A 16,049-nucleotide genomic window follows, 5' to 3' on the forward strand; every position below is an offset into this window, starting at 1 on the left:
CTGCCGCCTGTCCGGATCCGGCTGTGCCGGAGGCACTCCGCCCAGCAAAAGGTGCTTCCCGCCCAACCAGCCACTTCCACCTAGGGCGGGGCGTGTCAGCTTTCGATCAGCAGGAGAACCTTGCCGAAGATGCCACCCTGCTCCACCATCCGGTGCGCGTCCGCTGCCTGCTGGATCGGCAACGTCGCGTGCACCAGCGGGCGGACCTTGCCCTCGGCGATCAGCGGCCACAGTCGCTCCCGGACGTCCGCCACGATCTCCGCCTTGCTGCTGCGGCCCTCCACCGGCCGGCCACGCAGTCCCGTCGCGGTGATACTCGCCCGTTTCGCCAGCAGCTTCGCCAGGTCCAGCTCTGCTTTGCGGCCACCCTGCAACCCGATCACTACGAGCCGGCCGTCCGTGGCGAGCACGTCCACGTTGCGGGCCAGATAAGAGGCGCCCATGTTGTCGAGCACGACATCCGCGCCGTGGCCATCGGTCGCGGCCTTCACCTCGGCCACGAAGTCCTGCTCCCGGTAGTCGACGGCGATGTCCGTGCCCAGCTTCCGGCAGTCGTCCAGCCGCCCGGCGGAGGCGGTCACCGCAACGGTGGCGCCCAACGCCTTGCCGACCTGGATGGCGTGCGTGCCCACGCCACCGGAGCCCCCGTGCACGAGGAACACGTCACCGGCCCGCAGCCCGGCGGTCATCACCACGTTCGACCACACCGTGCACGCCACCTCGGGCAGGCACGCGGCGGTGGCGAGGGCCACGCCCCGCGGCACCGGAAGCAGCTGTGCCGCCGGCACCGCGACCCGCTCGGCGTAGCCGCCGCCGGCGAGCAGCGCACACACCTCGTCCCCGACCTTCCAACCGGTCACGCCCGGGCCGATCGCGGCGATCCGGCCGGAGCACTCCAGCCCCAACACCTTGGACGCACCCGGCGGTGGTGGGTAGAAGCCCTGCCGCTGCAGGAGGTCGGCACGATTGACCGCGGTCGCCACGACGTCCACCAGCACCTTGCCCGGTCCCGGAACCGGGTCGGGCAGCGCCGACCAGCGCAGCACCTCGGGCCCGCCCGGCTCACGCGTCGTGATCGCGTACATGTGTCGACGCTAGCCGAGCAGTGCACCCGTCCGCAGTGTGGGGCGTCACCGCCGACCCCTGGGGCTCCGGCGGTTGGGCCGGACGGCCGCGAGCTGGCCTACTCCGGGTGGCACCCGACGATCGGCTCTTGACCCCTTGGTCCATGCAGGTCAGGCTTCGCCCTCATGTGGCGCCGGCCACCGCGGGGTGGCCGGCGCCGCGCCAGCCGCCAGAGGGGAGCAGATATGGCAGCAGCCAGACGAATGCTGATGGCCGTGCTGGGGGTGGCGTCCTGCGCCGCCGTCACCCTGCCGGTCGCGCCGGCCCTGGCCGCGCCCGCCGCCGCGGCGCCGGACGGGCCGGCCCTGGCCAGACAACTCGTCCGCAAGGTCACCGTGGCGGGGGTGAACCGCCACCTCATCGCCCTGCAACGCATCGCCGACCGGAATGACGGTCGCCGCGCGTCCGCCACGCCCGGCCACGAGCAGTCCGTGGACTACGTGGCCGGGAAGCTGCGCAGCGCCGGCTTCGACGTGACGGTTCAGGAGTTCCCGTTCACGTTCACCGAGACGATCGCCGAGCGGCTCACGGTGGACGGCACCGACGTCAAGATCAACCTGATGCGGCACTCGCCCAGCACCCCGGAGGGCGGGCTCACCGCGCCGCTCGCCGTCATCCCGGTGGATGACACCCCCGGCTGCGAAGCGGGCGACTTCGCCGGCACCGACGTGCGGGGCAAGATCGTCCTCATCAAGCGCGGGGCCTGCGCCTTCGCGAAGAAGCAGCAGCTCGCCGCGGATGCGGGCGCGGTCGCGGCGGTGATCTACAACAACGAGGACGGCGAGCTTCACGGCACCCTCGGCGACCCGTCCGCGGGCCGCATCCCCACCGGCGGTATCAGCAAGGTCGACGGCGAGGCCCTGTCGCAGCGGGCCGGCGCCTCCGCCACCCTCGACCTGCGTGAGCTGTCCGAGGAGCGGACGTCGAAAAACGTCATCGCCGAGACCAGGACCGGTCGCAAGAACAACGTCGTGATGGCCGGTGCGCACCTGGACAGCGTCACCGAAGGCCCGGGCATCAACGACAACGGCACCGGCTCGGCCGTACTCCTGGAGACCGCACTCAAGATGGGTAGCTCGCCCAGGGTGAACAACGCCCTGCGGTTCGCTTGGTGGGGTGCTGAGGAGTACGGGCTCGTCGGTTCCACCCACTACGTGCGCAACCTCAACTTCGAGCAGCAGCTCGACATCGCGCTGTACCTGAACTTCGACATGGTGGGCTCGCCGAACGCCGGCTACTTCGTCTACGACGGCGATGATTCCGACCAGGTCGGTGCCGGGCCAGGTCCCTATGGTTCCGCGCAGATCGAGAAGGCGTTCGTCGACTACCTCGCTTCCCGCGGTATCGAGACCGAGGGAACGGACTTCAGCGGACGCTCGGACTACGGCGAGTTCATCGCCCAGGGCATCCCGGCCGGCGGCTTGTTCACCGGTGCCGAGGGCATCAAGACCGAGGCACAGGCGGCCAAGTGGGGCGGCAAGGCGGGCGAGGCCTACGACCCCTGCTACCACCAGAAGTGCGACAACCTGGGCAATGTCGACCGTGTGGCACTCGACCGCAACGCGGACGCCATCGCCTTCGTCGCGGCCTCCTACGCGATGGACACCGAGGACGTGAATGGCGTGCCGCCTCGAGCCAGGCGGGCGGAGACCCGTGCGCTCCAGCAGCGCGCCATGCTGGCCCGGGCCGAAGAACAGCACGGCGAAGCAGCCTGATCGGACCGCTGTTTGGGTCGCTGTTCGCCGGTGAAGGAGGGTCGGCCGCGGGAGCGGCCGACCCTCCTTCACCGAGGGGACCTCGCGTCGGGGACCGGGCTACATGTCCTGCCTCAGTGAGGCGGGACAGGACAAGGTATGGAGCTGCGGTGCCTTGGCGGGCCCAGACATTACGCAGAACTGGCGGGTTTGATCTGGCAACGAGTTGATAGGCGGACGAATCGCGTTCTCCGTGGCACGGGCACAGATGGGCTTGTGTACCTACGCTGTGGGAGCCGGCCGGGACACGCGCCGGCTGCCTTGCGGCCCAAGACCAGCGTGGCCTGGTGGGGCATGCCAGCTTGGGAAACCTCCTGTCGACAGGCAGGCTGTCGATTCGTCAGTCGTTTGCGATGGGCTGGACTCGAATCCGTGGCCGCCGCACCCCGATCCGCTCGATGTCGGCGGTCACCTCACCACTTTTCGTTCCTTACCCGGGTGCTCGCAACGCGAGTTCCTGAAGTTTCCTCCGGTGACGGCGCCTCTCCCCCGGGTACCGGTCGTCTGTCGGACCGGGCCCCGTAGACCTCGACCGAGAGCGGGTGGTCGGCCGCCCTGCTACGGCCAGGCTTGAGGTGAGGAACCCAGGCTGATCGGCGTGCTGCCTGCGTGTCATGCGGCCGAGACGCACCCCGGCAGAGCGACACACGGAAGAAAGACGCTTGCGGACTATGCGGGTACGGTGCCGAACGTGCCGTGACTTCAGCCGAGGTCTGCCGTTCCGAAGGTGTTGCACTGCGCCGGGTCACCGCTCTTCAGCCCGGTGGTGAACCACTTCTGCCGCTGAGTTGAGCTGCCGTGGCTGAACTTGCCCTCGTCCACCCGACCGCTGCCCAGGTTCTTCTGGATGTAGTCGTCGCCGATGCGGGCTGCCGCGTCGAGCGCCCGGTTCACGTCGTCCTGTGTGATCTCGGTGATCAACGGTTTACCGGACCTGGTCGGTGTCCTGGTGGCGTGGTGTGCCCAGGTTCCGGCATAGCAGTCGGCTTGCAGCTCCAGCCGCACCGCTCCGGAGGTCGGTCCGGTCTCGCCCGGTCGGACCCGCCGCGACGTGCCCAGCAGTTTCTGCACGTGGTGGCCGTACTCGTGTGCCAGGACGTACGCCTCCACGAAGGTGCCGCCTTGTGCCTTGAACCGGCCCTGCAGTTCCGTGAAGAAGCCGAGGTCGATGTACACCTCGGTATCGGCGGGGCAGTAGAACGGGCCCACGTCGGAGCTTGCGCCACCGCAGCCGCCGGTGCTCACCGCGCCGGTGAAGAAATTCGTCGGCGCCTTCTGATAGGTCTTGCCGGACCGGGCGAACTGGTCGCTCCAGTAGTTCTGGATCGAGTTGATGATCGCCACCAATGCGCAGTCCTGGTCCCGGTTGGCGTCGCGCCCGGTTCGGCACTTCTCCTCGAGCTGACGGTTGTCCGCCTGCTGCCCCGGTGCCAGCTGATCAAGTGCGGTCCCGCCGCCTGGTAGGACAGTGCCGCCCCCGCCGAGCTGGCCGAGCAGGAAGAAGATCAGCAGCCCGACGATGCCGAGGCCACCGCCGCCGAGCGCCACCCGGCCGCCGACGCCCATCCCACCGGCGCCCCGCAGGTCGTCCACCTGCGAGGTGTCGAGCTCTGCGTCCTCGTTGAACCGCACCGCGTCCTCCCGGAAGCGAGACCACTCCACCGGTAGCCATTGGTACCGCGACCCACTCCCGGTGGCGAGGCGCCGGCCTGTCGCATGACCTGACCGGACGGCGCCTCGCCCACTCGGCAGCCGGCTGGCACTCCATGGTGACGATATGTGGTCACCATATGGAGTACGCGCACGGCATCCACTCCGCCGTACTCGCCAGCCGTGGTGGTGGCGGTCGTCCGCGGCTTCGCATCTCTGTCGAGTTTTCAAGCACCGAGCCGGTCGCGCGGCCTGCTGATGGTGGTGTCGACTGTCGTGGGAGTGGTGCATCGGGAGTCTGCGCGGCAGGGCCGCCTCCAGGCGTCGAAGTGCCTTGTGGGGGCTGTGGTCGCTCACCCCTTGTGGGGTGACTTGGTTGCGCGGTCCTGTGTTCAGTTCGCTACCACGGACGCCAGGGTGGCCAGCTCCCCGCGGGCGAGCTGGATGTCGTTCGCCTCCCGCCAGCTGCTCGGGACACAAGATTGTCGAGGTCGTCGTCCGGTTACCCGATGTTCATCGGGACCTCGCCAACGCGTCGGCCCGGCCTGCCACCGTTTGTCCCGGCCGATCCGTGGGTCTTGGTGCGGGGGTCGAGCAGGGCGGCATTCCCGGGGATCCACGGATCGTGCCTCGTCGCGGAGGTCTCCTGGATGGCAAAGGCGTGGCCGTCAGCAGGGCGAAGCCATCGTGCGGTACCTGGGCACCGATCGCTGCTGAGCCCCTGCGTCCGCCGTGGTCGAACCGCCTGTGCGCGGCCGACTGAGCATTGTCTTTCTTGTCCGATGGCCCGCGCGGGCATGTGTACGAGGCAGGTCTGAGCGATGCCCTTACCCAGCTGGCTCCGCGGCTTGTGTGGGCACCCGTGGGTCGAGCAGTACCGCCGCAAGCATGAGGACGGCGTTGAGGCGTTCCACGGGCGAGGTCTCCAGGAGGACCAGCACCCCAAAGGTCGTTGGAACGAGCGAGCCGAGCAGTAGCCGGGCCCAGTGGCGCGAAGCCGACTTCCGGACGGAACAGGTGAAGTGAGGTCTGCATGACAACTCCTTGACGTCGTGTCTCTTGACATCAAACTTTCTACCCGTTACCTCCCTCGAGGTCAAGAAAAACGACGTGGGGCAACATAGAAGTGTGCGCGAACGAGTGAAGGGGCAGCAGAGCCCAGCCGAGGACGCGATCTCCGCGGTCCTGGAGGAGTGGCGACGGGAACGGCCCGACCTGGACCCGTCCCCGATGGCCGTGATCGATCGGCTCGGCCGGCTCGCGGTGCTGGTCGACCGCGGCCTGGCCGAACACTTCGCCGGCTACGACCTCAGCGGATGGGAGTTCGAGGTGCTCGCCTCGCTGCGGCGATCCGGTGAGCCGTTCCGGCTTCCGGTGGGCCGGCTGCAGAACACCATGATGATCAGCTCCGGCACGATGACCCACCGCCTGGATCGGCTCGAGCAACGCGGACTGGTGGAGCGCGAACCCGATCCCCACGACCGGCGCGGTGTCCTGGTCCGGCTCACCGAGACCGGACGCGACCTCGTCGACGCCGTGCTGGGCACCCACGTGGAGCGGGAGAAGCAGCTGCTCGCCGGCCTCGACGAGTCAGATCAACGCCACCTCGCCGATCTCCTCCAACGCCTTCTCATCCACCTGGGCGACACTCCACGACCGGGTCGCTAAAGGAACGGACCCCCGGCACCGCCGGGGGTCCGCAGACAGCGGCTCCGTGACTAGCCGAGGGAAATGCGGTCGGTCGCGGGCGGAGCCAGGCCCGGGTGCGCCTTCAGGTAGTCGACGAAGGCGTCGAGATCCACGACGCCGCCGGTCACGTCCGCCCCGTTTCGCAGCTCGGTGAAACCATCCCCGCCACCGGCGAGGAAGCTGTTCACCGTCACGCGGTACGTCCCAGTGGGTTCCAGGGGCTGACCACCGATGGTCACGTCGGACACCTTCGACCCCACGGGCGCAGAGGCCGACCACGTGTAATGCAGTCCGGCCGACGGCTGGAGGACCCGCTGCTGCACGGTGCCGTCCGGCTTCGTCAGCCACTGCTGCTCCAGCACGGCCTTGAGCTGGGTTCCCGTCAACGTCATTGTCTGCAGAACGTTCCCGAACGGCTGAACCGTGTATGCCTCGCCGTAGGTCACCACGCCGTCGCCTTCCCCAGCTGGTGAGGACGCGAACACCAGGTCCCCACGCACACCACCGGGGTTCATCAACGCGATTTGTGCACCGGTGTCCTTGGTGGCTTCGAGCTGCGCATCCGCGATGAGGTTGCCGAGCGGCGACTCACCAGAGGCCACCGACGACCGTGGGATATCCGCGGTGATGGAGCCGACCGGACGGTTCGCGATGGGTGCCGCTTTGGACTTGGCCTCGTCCACGAGCGTCTGCGCGCTCCGGTCGGCAAGTACGTCCCGCGTCACCACGTGGTTGAACGCCTTGGTCTCCGACCGGATGACGTCCTTGGTGCGACGGTCCACCTTGATGTCGACCACCGAGAGGATCCGGCCGAAGGAGAAGCCCTGCACCATCGGCCGCGGCTGACCTGCCGGGTCGGTCACCGTGCACACGTACTGCTGGTGGCTGTGTCCGGTGAACACGACGTCCACCTTGGGCGACACTTTCTCGGCGATGGCCCGTGCCGGCCCTGGTGTCGTGCGACAGTCGTTCGGTCCCCCGCCTTCGGTGTTGTCGCCTTGGTGCAGCGTCACCACGATGACCTTCACGCCCATCCGGTCGAGGATGTCGGTGTAGCGGTCGATCGCGTCGATCTCCGGGCCGAAGTCGAGGTCCTTGATGCCCTCGGCGGAAACCACGCTCGGCAGGTCCTGCAACGGCAGACCGATGATGCCGACACGCACGCCGTGCACCTTCTTGATGGTGAACGGCGGGGCAGCTGGGACGTGCGAGCCCTTGAAGGTCATGTTGGCCGCGAGGTACGGCCACTGCGCGCCCCGGTAGGGATCGCGGAACTGGCACCCGTCGACCGGGTGACAGCCGCCGAACTGGATTCGCTGCAGCTCGCGGTACCCTCGTCCAGCTCGTGGTTGCCCACGGCCGATGCGTCGACCCCGATCTGGTTGAACAGCTCGATCGTCGGCTCGTCGTGGAACAACGCGGATGCCAGCGGCGAGGCACCGATGTTGTCGCCGGCGGAGAGCAGCAGCGAGTTCGGTGTCTGCGCGCGGAGCTCCCGCACGTGGGTCGCGAGGTACGCGGCGCCGCCGGCCTCCACAGCCGTGCCGTCCGACAACCTGACACGCCCCGAAGAGCCGGCGGGCGGCTCGAGGTTGCCGTGGAAGTCGTTGAAGCCGATCAGGCGGATCTCGGTGGTGCCGGGATCGTGCCCGGGACCGGCGGCTGCGGCCGGCGCGACGAGCAACGCCAGCGCGGTCACCAGTGCCGAGGCGCGCCGTAGCAGGCGAGACGAAATGGTCATGAAGTTCCCTCCAGACGGCGCCCGCACAGCTCCGGGCACCCGGCGCAGGAGTGTGCCGGGCGAGGGCGGCCGGCACCAGACGTGGCGGTGAACACAGCGTGAGCAGCCCTGAGCGGGGACGGAGCGCCTAGCCTGGAGGGGTGACCGCTGCTGGAACCGAACCTCGCTGGCTCAACGACGACGAGATGCGTGCGTGGCGGGCCTACATAGTCGGCAGTCAGATGCTGGAGTACCGGCTGCACCGTGATCTGGCCGAGGAGCACGACCTGGCACTGGCCGACTACGAGATCCTGGTCCGCCTTTCCGAGCAGCCCGAGCACCGGATGCGGATGAGCCAGCTCGCCAGCGAGGTGGCCTCGTCGAAGAGCCGGGTGTCGCACCAGGTGGCGCGGCTGGAGTCGGCCGGGCTGGTACGGCGTTCGGAGTGCCCGAGCGACGGTCGCGGCGTGTTCGCCCATCTCACCGAGCAGGGCTGGGAGCTGCTGCAGGCCGCCGCGCCCACCCACCTGGACGGGGTTCGCGCGCACCTGATCGACCTGCTCGACGACGAGGAACGGGCCATGCTCACCCGCATCTTCGAACGTGTCACCAACCACCTGCGGGATGCCAACTCCTGATCCGCGGGGCCGGCCGGTTACCCTCCGGTTCCTGGAAGCGTGGCAGAGCGGCCGAATGCACCCGCCTTGAAAGCGGGAGACCCGCAAGGGTCCGGGGGTTCGAATCCCTCCGCTTCCGCTGTAATGCCTCTGGCCTGCGGAAACGTGGGTCAGAGGTGGTCTTAGCAGTGCACGGCTGAGCGCGCACGGGCGCGTCCAGTGCACACGCTTGGGCTGGCTTCTCCGTCGGGACAAGGGCGGACTGGACTCCACGACGGCCTCAGTCCCAGTCGTTGAACAGGACCTCTGCCACGGTCTCGGGGCGCCAGAAGCGGATCTCCCGGAGCTCGTGCCGCGACAAGGTCGCCAGGTCCTCCTCCGTGAGAGGGCTCTCCAGAACAGCACGAGACAGCACCCGGTACGGCGAGATCCGCATGAGGGCCTGCGCAAGCGCTGGCACATCCAGGAACCGCAGCGTCAGCCCATGCTCATCCTTCGGCTCCACGATCGCGAGTAGTGGGAGCCACACCTGGCCCAGCACGACGACCCCGCTACGAGGCAGAGCGATCTTGACCCTGTGGTAGTTGCGTGACTGCTCGACGGGAAGTAGCCGGTCACCCGACCCCAGACTTGTCGGGCCGCGTTGTGGAAGACGGTCTTGAGAATCCGCTCATCCGGTGGTGGGGGCCCAGGATCCCGGCTTCCGTATCCGAGAGGGCACCATGGGGCAGTCGCATCCTGTGATCGTCGCCGAGGGTGCAAGTGAATACCCCGACGTGGGAAGACGCACGATCTTCCCACGTAAGGCGTACCGTGGGCGACATGGCGACCTACCGGCTCGTCCTGGACAGCAAGCGGCGGCCCACCCTCCCCGCCCGCCTACTGGCCGAGGCTGGGCTGACCGAGGTCACCGAGCTGGTGGCCCGGGTCGACACCCCCGGCCGGATCCTGCTGGAGGACCCCCGCGCCGCTCTGCGCCGGTTGCGCACCGCGGTCAGCGAGGGCAAACGCCGCCGACACCGCAACGAACGGCTGGAGACCAGCCTGTTCGCCGACCGTTCCGCCGACACCAGCCTGGAATGACCTCGCGCCGCCGGCTCCCGTCCGGGCCGATCCTGCTGGACGCCTCATTCGTCCTCGCCCTACTCGACGGGGACGACCGGGCCGCCCGTTTCGACGACGTGCTCTCCCACGCGGTCATCACCGCGGTCAACCTCGGCGAGGTGCTCCACACCCTGGCCGAGCTGGCCGGCCTCGACCCACACCGCGCCGCAGCCGACCTGGACGCCACGGGCCTGCAGGCCCAGCCGGTCCTCCCCACCGACGCCGAGCACTTCGTCGAGCTCAAGCGGCTGGACGCCACGGCCCGGCGAGCAGCGGGCCCGCAGGCCGCTGGCACCCTGTCTCTGGGCGACATCTGCTGCCTGGCGCACGCCTGGACGGAGCAGCTACCCGTACTCACCGGCGACAAGCACTGGCTCGCATTGGCCGAAGCCGGCCTCCCCGTCCCGGTCCTCGACTTCCGCGACCCAGCACTGCGCCCCTGATCAGGACAGGAACGACCGGGCAGCGGCGAGGAACACGTCGTTCTCCTCCGGCGTGCTCACCGTGACCCGTGCCCCGTCACCCGCGAACGCCCGCACCACGACCTTGTTGTCCAGGCAGTGCTCGTTGAACGCCTCGGTGCGTTCACCCAACGCCAGCCACACGAAGTTCGCCTGCGTCTCGGGCACCTCGTACCCCAGCGACAACAGCTCCGACCGCACTCGCTCCCGCTCGGCGACAATCCCCTGACACCGCGCCAGCAACTCGTCCGCGGCATCCAACGATGCGACTGCCGCCGCCTGGGCGACCGAGTTCACGCTGAACGGGATGTACACCTTCCGCAGTGCCTCGGCGACGACCGGGGTCGCCACCGCATAGCCCACCCGCAGGCCAGCCAGCCCGTAAGCCTTGGAGAACGTGCGCAACACGACCACGTTGTCCCGCTCGCGCGCCAGCTCGAGCCCGTCCGGCACCTCGGGATCGGTCACGAACTCCCGGTATGCCTCGTCCAGGACCACGACCACATCCGACGGCACCGAGTCCAGGAACCGCTCCAGCTCCGCCCGCCGCACCGCGGGACCGGTCGGATTGTTCGGGGTGCACACGAATACCAGCCGGGTTGCCGGCGTCACCGCCGCAGCCATGGCCGGAAGGTCCAACGTGTACTCGGCCGTCAGCGGCACCCGAACCTGCCGTGCGTTGGAAACCTGCGCGATGATCGGGTACGCCTCGAACGACCGCCAGGCGAAAATCACCTCGTTCGCCTCGGTACAGGTCGCCTGCACCAGTTGCTGGCACAGCGTCACCGAACCGCACCCCACCGCGAGCCTCCCCGGCGCCACCTCCAGCCGCTCCGACAGCCGCTCGACCAGCGCCGACGCCGCGGTATCCGGGTAACGGTTGACCTCGGTCCCGGCCCGCGTAATGGCCTCCACCACGCTCGGCAGTGGGCCGAGCGACACCTCGTTGCTGGCCAGTTTGATCGCACCAGGCACGGTGCGGCCGGGCACGTAACCCGGCAGCCGGTCGAGGTCGGGGCGGATCCGGACACTCATCTGCGACTCCTTGTCAGGTCACTCACCTGGCCGCACCGTAGCGGCCCGAACCTCCACACGGCAGTGCTCCAACAGAGTTGGCACGTTGACTCGGGTTCACCCCCACGTGGTTGGCTGGGGGTATGACGGAGATCCGGACCGAGACCCTCCCGCTCACCGACGGCAGCGAGCTGCGGCTCACCGTCGGCGAGCCGGAGTCCGCCGTGCGGGGTGGGCTCGTCGTGCTGCACGAGGCCCGCGGCGTCACCGACGCGGTTCGCGACATGGCGCGGAGCCTGGCCGCCGAGGGCTGGCTGGCCGTCGTCCCGCACCTGTACCACCGCGACGGCGCCGACGAGCTCGACGAGAGCGAGGGTGAGGAACGGCTCCGCGACCAGGTCAACCGGCTGTCGGGCGAGTCTGTGCTGGCCGACACCGACGCCTCGTTCGTGTGGCTGTCCGGCCGTGGCGTCAAGGACGACCAGATGGGCGTCGTCGGCTACGGACTGGGTGGATCGGTCGCCATGGTGGTGGCCGCCAGCCGCACGCTCGGCGCCGCGGTCACCATCGGTGGCGGCGGAATCCTGTCCCCGGTGTCCGACGGGCTCCCCTCGCTGGTCCACGTGGCCGGCGAGCTGACCTGCCCCTGGCTCGGCATCTACACCGAGGCGGACCCGAGGATCTCCGCCGAGGAGGTCGAGAAGCTGCGCGAGGCGGCCGAGCGCTCCGAGATGGCCACCAACGTCGTGCGCTATCCGGAACCGGTCGACCCCGTGCTGGACCGCGCCCGCAACGCCGAGGACGCCTGGCAGCGCACCCTCAACTGGTTCGACTCCCATCTGCGCTGACCGGACGCCCCCGACGTGGGCACCCCCGTCGGACCCCTTCTCCCGGCCCGCCGGATCGGCTAGGAACAGGGCATGACCGACAACCCGGCCGGCAACGGTGCCGGCGCACCGGACGTGTTGTGGCGCCCCGACCCCGACCGGGTCGCACGCAGCCGCATCGCGGCGTTCCGTGGGTGGCTTCGCGACAACCGCGGCCTCGACCTGCCCGACTACGACGCGCTGTGGCGGTGGTCGGTCGACGACCTCGCCGGCTTCTGGGGAGCGGTCGCCGGGTTCTGCCAGGTGCGGTTCCACGAGCGGCCGACCGCTGTGCTCGGAAACACGGACATGCCGGGTACCGAATGGTTCCCGGGGGCGACGCTGAACTACGCGGAGCACGCGCTCCGTCCTGGTCCGGGCAAGGACGACCAGGACATCGCCCTGGTGTTCGCGCGGGAAGACGGACACACCGAACGCCTCACCTACGGGGAACTGCGCTCGCGAGTGGCCGCCTTCCGCGCCGGGCTCGTCGAGCTGGGTGTGCGCCGGGGCGACCGTGTGGTCGGCCTCGTACCGAACTCCCCCGAGGCGCTCGTCGCGTTTCTCGCAGCCGCGAGCCTGGGGGCAACCTGGTCCTCGTGCTCCCCGGACTTCGGGGTACGGGCCGTCGCCGACCGCTTCGAGCAGATCGGGCCCACGGTGCTGGTGGCGGTCGGCGGCTATCGCTACGCAGGCCGCGCCTTCGACGTCCGACCGACCGTCGAGCAACTGCGTGCGGCCATCCCGAGCCTGTGCGCCACCGTGCTGATCGACTATCTCGGCCAGGGCGCGACCCTCGCCGATGGACCGCACCAGGTCGTCGAATGGTCGGACCTACTGTCCCGGCACGAAGGCGCTGAGCTGGCGTTCCAGCCTGTTTCCTTCGCCCACCCGCTGTGGGTGCTGTACTCATCCGGCACGACCGGTCTCCCCAAGGGCATCGTGCAGGGGCACGGCGGGATCGTCCTGGAGCACCTCAAGGCGCTGTCACTGCACTGCGACCTCGGCCCCGGCGAGCGCTTCTTCTGGTTCACCACCACCGGCTGGATGATGTGGAACTTCCTCATTTCCGGCCTGCTGGTGGGCACCACGGTCGTGCTCTACGACGGCAGCCCGGGCCACCCCGACATGCGCACCCTGTGGCGGCTCGCCGAGGAGCACCGCGTCTCCTACTTCGGCACGTCCGCGCCCTACGTCCAGGCGTGCCTCAAGCAGGACCTCCATCCGAACCGGGAGTTCGACCTCTCCGGGCTGCGCGCGGTCGGCTCGACCGGCGCGCCACTCACCCCCGAGGGCTTCGGCTGGATCATCGAGTCGGTAGGCAAGCACGTGCAGATCTGCTCGGTTTCCGGCGGCACCGACCTGTGCACCGCCTTCGTCGGGTCGGCGCCGGACGTTCCCGTGTGGCGGGGCGAGATCTCGTGCCGCATGTTGGGCGCCGCCGTCGCCGCCTACGACGAGGCCGGCCGGGAGGTCGTGGACGAGGTCGGCGAGCTGGTGATCACCAAACCGATGCCGTCCATGCCGGTGTTCTTCTGGAACGACCCGGACGGCACCAGGCTGCGGGACGCCTACTTCGACACCTACCCGGGGATATGGCGGCACGGGGACTGGATCCGCGTCACCCCACGGGGCTCCTGCGTGATCTACGGACGCAGCGACTCGACCCTCAACCGCGGTGGCGTGCGCATGGGAACGAGCGAGTTCTACCGCGTCGTCGAGAGCTTCGACGCCGTCGTCGACTCACTGGTCATCGACACCACCGGCGTGGGCCAGCCGGAAGGGGAGCTGCTGTGCTTCCTTGTGTTGGCACCGGGAACCGAGCTGGCGGACGTGGAACCGGAGCTGCGGGCCGCCTTGCGGACCCAGCTCTCGCCGCGCCACGTGCCCAACCGATTCTTCGTGGTGGCCGACGTTCCTCGAACGCTCAACGGGAAGAAGTGCGAGGTTCCGGTCAAGAAGATCCTCTCCGGTACGCCGCCGGAGCGGGCTGTCAGCCGGGACGCCCTGGCGAACCCGGACGCGCTCCGGCCCTTCCTCGAGCTCGCCGTCCGGGCCGGCGCCCAGCACCCGAGTTGATCTCGGTGCGGCGGATCACAATGATCCGCCCGCGTGCGCTGGGCCTGCGGTTTCGTCCTGCCGGAGGGGGTGGGAAGGGCCCTGTGTGGGCCCACCCGCCCACCTGGCGACCTCCCGCTTTGCTCTTCGGGGTCGAAGGTGTGTAGTCTTTGCGTCCGGTGGCCGCGGTGGCCCCGGGAGGCTTCGCCTAGTCTGGTCTATGGCGCCGCACTGCTAATGCGGTTGGGGGCTCAAACCCCCTCCCGGGTTCAAATCCCGGAGCCTCCGCCAACCGGCTCCGCCGGACAAGTGAAGAGAAGATGCGCTCGTAGCTCAATGGATAGAGCACTTGACTACGGATCAAGAGGTTGCAGGTTCGAGTCCTGCCGAGCGCGCATCGAGGAGGGTCTTAGCCGCTCAGCCGGCTAGGGCCTTCTCTTTTCGTGACCCCTGGGGCGTCGCCCGTGTCGAGCACACCGCCGGCTGACACCTTGACCTGACGGTGCCGGTATGGCCGTGCACGATCGGCCCACCTGCCGAGTGCTGGCGTGGGCCCGGGTCGAGGCGGGAGGGCGACGCTGACCGCGCCGAACAGGAGCCGGTCAGGATGACTGTGGGGCAGCACCTCGGTGCTCGGGCCGATCCCGACGGCCCACGTTCACCGACCCCTGATACGTGCACAGGTGCGAGTCGGGTTGGCGTCGATCCATCCGCGCCGGATCGGTCCTGTGTGCCAGGCCCGGGCTCCAATGTTGATTGCTACTCCATCCGGCCCATGTCACGAAGCATCGTCTGATCCTGCTCGACCCACTCTTGGAGCAACGCCAGCAGTTCCTGCTCAGCCTGCACGAACTTCTCGAAGATCTCGGCAACCTCCGGTGACGCCATCAGGTTCGGGTCATGCCTGCCCATCGGCAGGTCTCGATACCCCGCCATCTCCCGACCCGTCGCGAGCAACTGAGTAGCGACCTGCCGGTGTGCCTCGACAAGCCTCTGGTAGACGACGTGCTCCTGCTTGGCGTTCTCATCCTCGAGGTCAAGGGCCTTCGCGTGGGTCTCGAGCACGTTCGCCACGGCAGCGGTCAACCCGCCAAGCTTCGCGGGTAACACGGAATGCGCCGCGAGGCCCTGGCCACAGGTAGATGGCACGTCCACAGGTGACTCCCTTCGTCCGGCCGTTGGTCCGAGCTTGGCCGATCGGGACAACTCGTGCCGGTCAGTGCGGTGCGTATGGCGAACTTCTGTGCTGGGTGCGAGCGCTCTTGGAACCCCGGGGTCGGGTCTGGAACCCGCGCTGGTGTGAGCCCAAGGATCTTCACGTGTCGCCCGTCACGTCGGTCTGGAACCGGTGAGCGGGTGATCCACTACCGAGTGATTGACCACCGAAAACACGCCACCTGTTCCGCGGCGAGAGCCTGTGACCAGGCGATTTGACCTTGAGGTGGCGGACGCGTAAATTTCTCTCTCGTCAGCGCGGAACGGACGTCGATGGCCCGGGGGACTGGGTTGCTGTGGCGGACGGGCGGGGCAGTGGGTCGCGAACCAGGCTCCCATCGGTGGGTGGTAGAGTGGGCGGCCGCCGGTTTCGGGTCCTAGATCCCCTCCTGGTGGGGTGGATGTGTGTGGGTTCTCCGGGACTGGTTGTGTGTGGGAATGTGAATATCGGGAGCGGTTTCTGCTGTTTGGGTTCGCCTCTGGTGGGGTCGGATTTGACGGGGGAACGGTGATCGGTTAGCGTTCCCGACGCGTTCGGTGAGAAACCAATATGGGTTCTGGGTTGGGCCGTAGTGCTGCCGGGGTCTGTGGGCTCGCGTGAGAGTGCGGGTGAGCGGATTTGACAGGCGGGAATCGGGCGGGTTAGCCTGGAATCATCGAGAAGGTTTGGTGACAGACGCCCTGGATCTGGTCGCGCGGGATGGTGCGGTTGGTGATGGTGTGCGTGTGTTCTTTGAGAACTCAACAGCGTGCCGGATGTATGCCAGTGATGGTGG

12 protein-coding genes, 3 tRNA genes and 1 pseudogene are annotated in these 16,049 nt (G+C 68.6%); 10 read left to right on the plus strand and 6 right to left on the minus strand.

From position 1 onward, the window contains the following. Positions 1–95: 95 nt before the first annotated feature. Positions 96–1,085 (minus strand): NAD(P)H-quinone oxidoreductase, encoded by a 990-nt coding sequence (locus IEY55_RS15460; RefSeq protein ID WP_189058392.1) that lies wholly within the window; start codon positions 1,083–1,085, stop codon positions 96–98. Between the two features lie 225 nt (positions 1,086–1,310). Here IEY55_RS15460 and IEY55_RS15465 point away from each other — a divergent pair, with 225 nt between their 5' ends. Next, the gene (locus tag IEY55_RS15465; protein WP_229686419.1) at positions 1,311–2,840 is read left to right on the plus strand and encodes a M28 family metallopeptidase; all 1,530 of its coding nucleotides are present in this window, start codon (positions 1,311–1,313) and stop codon (positions 2,838–2,840) included. A 741-nt stretch (positions 2,841–3,581) separates the two neighbouring features. Here the strand turns inward: IEY55_RS15465 and ypfJ are convergent. Next, positions 3,582–4,511 carry a KPN_02809 family neutral zinc metallopeptidase gene (ypfJ, locus tag IEY55_RS15470; protein WP_189058429.1) on the minus strand — a complete coding sequence of 310 codons (930 nt, stop codon included), beginning with the start codon at positions 4,509–4,511 and terminating at the stop codon, positions 3,582–3,584. A 1,146-nt stretch (positions 4,512–5,657) separates the two neighbouring features. Here ypfJ and IEY55_RS15475 point away from each other — a divergent pair. Beyond that, entirely contained in the window at positions 5,658–6,197 is a 540-nt protein-coding gene (locus tag IEY55_RS15475) for a MarR family winged helix-turn-helix transcriptional regulator (protein WP_229686420.1), read from the plus strand. Between the two features lie 50 nt (positions 6,198–6,247). Here IEY55_RS15475 and IEY55_RS15480 read toward each other — a convergent pair. Further along, positions 6,248–7,959: pseudogene (locus IEY55_RS15480) on the minus strand (bifunctional metallophosphatase/5'-nucleotidase). A 185-nt stretch (positions 7,960–8,144) separates the two neighbouring features. On the opposite strand from IEY55_RS15480, the gene IEY55_RS15485 reads away from it, so the two are divergent. After that, complete coding sequence (locus IEY55_RS15485; RefSeq protein ID WP_189058433.1) at positions 8,145–8,576, plus strand: MarR family winged helix-turn-helix transcriptional regulator; 432 nt, start codon at positions 8,145–8,147, stop codon at positions 8,574–8,576. Positions 8,577–8,609: 33 nt separating this feature from the next. After that, positions 8,610–8,694: transfer RNA gene (locus IEY55_RS15490), tRNA-Ser, on the plus strand. A 141-nt stretch (positions 8,695–8,835) separates the two neighbouring features. On the opposite strand, the gene IEY55_RS15495 is transcribed toward IEY55_RS15490, so the two are convergent. Then, on the minus strand, positions 8,836–9,096 hold the full coding sequence (locus tag IEY55_RS15495; protein WP_189058393.1) for a hypothetical protein: 261 nt from the start codon (positions 9,094–9,096) through the stop codon (positions 8,836–8,838). 281 nt (positions 9,097–9,377) lie between these two features. Between IEY55_RS15495 and IEY55_RS15500 the strand changes: the two genes are divergently transcribed. Both IEY55_RS15500 and IEY55_RS15505 read left to right on the plus strand, forming a co-directional pair. After that, complete coding sequence (locus IEY55_RS15500) at positions 9,378–9,638, plus strand: hypothetical protein (RefSeq protein WP_189058394.1); 261 nt, start codon at positions 9,378–9,380, stop codon at positions 9,636–9,638. After that, complete coding sequence (locus IEY55_RS15505) at positions 9,635–10,102, plus strand: PIN domain-containing protein (protein ID WP_189058395.1); 468 nt, start codon at positions 9,635–9,637, stop codon at positions 10,100–10,102. The genes IEY55_RS15500 and IEY55_RS15505 overlap by 4 nt, the downstream gene beginning before the upstream one ends. Here IEY55_RS15505 and hisC read toward each other — a convergent pair whose 3' ends face one another. Further along, entirely contained in the window at positions 10,103–11,155 is a 1,053-nt protein-coding gene (gene hisC / locus IEY55_RS15510; RefSeq protein WP_189058396.1) for a histidinol-phosphate transaminase, read from the minus strand. A 122-nt stretch (positions 11,156–11,277) separates the two neighbouring features. Here hisC and IEY55_RS15515 point away from each other — a divergent pair, with 122 nt between their 5' ends. The 4 genes from IEY55_RS15515 (at position 11,278) to IEY55_RS15530 (ending at position 14,453) form a co-directional block, all read left to right on the plus strand. Beyond that, positions 11,278–11,982, plus strand: coding sequence for a dienelactone hydrolase family protein (locus tag IEY55_RS15515; RefSeq protein ID WP_189058397.1), 705 nt, complete (start codon positions 11,278–11,280; stop codon positions 11,980–11,982). 72 nt (positions 11,983–12,054) lie between these two features. Then, positions 12,055–14,079, plus strand: a complete 2,025-nt coding sequence (locus IEY55_RS15520; RefSeq protein WP_189058398.1) for an acetoacetate--CoA ligase — start codon at positions 12,055–12,057, stop codon at positions 14,077–14,079. Between the two features lie 176 nt (positions 14,080–14,255). Beyond that, a tRNA-Ser gene (locus tag IEY55_RS15525) sits at positions 14,256–14,349 on the plus strand. A 31-nt stretch (positions 14,350–14,380) separates the two neighbouring features. Beyond that, positions 14,381–14,453, plus strand: a tRNA-Arg gene (locus IEY55_RS15530). 364 nt (positions 14,454–14,817) lie between these two features. Here IEY55_RS15530 and IEY55_RS15535 read toward each other — a convergent pair. Continuing rightward, positions 14,818–15,213: a hypothetical protein gene (locus tag IEY55_RS15535; protein ID WP_189058399.1), complete on the minus strand. Its 396-nt coding sequence runs from the start codon at positions 15,211–15,213 to the stop codon at positions 14,818–14,820. Between the last annotated feature and the right edge of the window lie 836 nt (positions 15,214–16,049).

Source organism: Longimycelium tulufanense, assembly GCF_014645795.1.
Taxonomy (GTDB): domain Bacteria; phylum Actinomycetota; class Actinomycetes; order Mycobacteriales; family Pseudonocardiaceae; genus Longimycelium; species Longimycelium tulufanense.

Coding starts and splice junctions, on each gene's coding strand:
- hisC (WP_189058396.1), bottom strand. CDS start 11,155: ATGAGTGTCCGGATCCGCCCCGACCTCGACCGGCTGCCGGGTTACGTG.
- IEY55_RS15500 (WP_189058394.1), top strand. CDS start 9,378: ATGGCGACCTACCGGCTCGTCCTGGACAGCAAGCGGCGGCCCACCCTC.
- IEY55_RS15505 (WP_189058395.1), top strand. CDS start 9,635: ATGACCTCGCGCCGCCGGCTCCCGTCCGGGCCGATCCTGCTGGACGCC.
- IEY55_RS15485 (WP_189058433.1), top strand. CDS start 8,145: ATGCGTGCGTGGCGGGCCTACATAGTCGGCAGTCAGATGCTGGAGTAC.
- IEY55_RS15515 (WP_189058397.1), top strand. CDS start 11,278: ATGACGGAGATCCGGACCGAGACCCTCCCGCTCACCGACGGCAGCGAG.
- IEY55_RS15465 (WP_229686419.1), top strand. CDS start 1,311: ATGGCAGCAGCCAGACGAATGCTGATGGCCGTGCTGGGGGTGGCGTCC.
- IEY55_RS15520 (WP_189058398.1), top strand. CDS start 12,055: ATGACCGACAACCCGGCCGGCAACGGTGCCGGCGCACCGGACGTGTTG.
- IEY55_RS15460 (WP_189058392.1), bottom strand. CDS start 1,085: ATGTACGCGATCACGACGCGTGAGCCGGGCGGGCCCGAGGTGCTGCGC.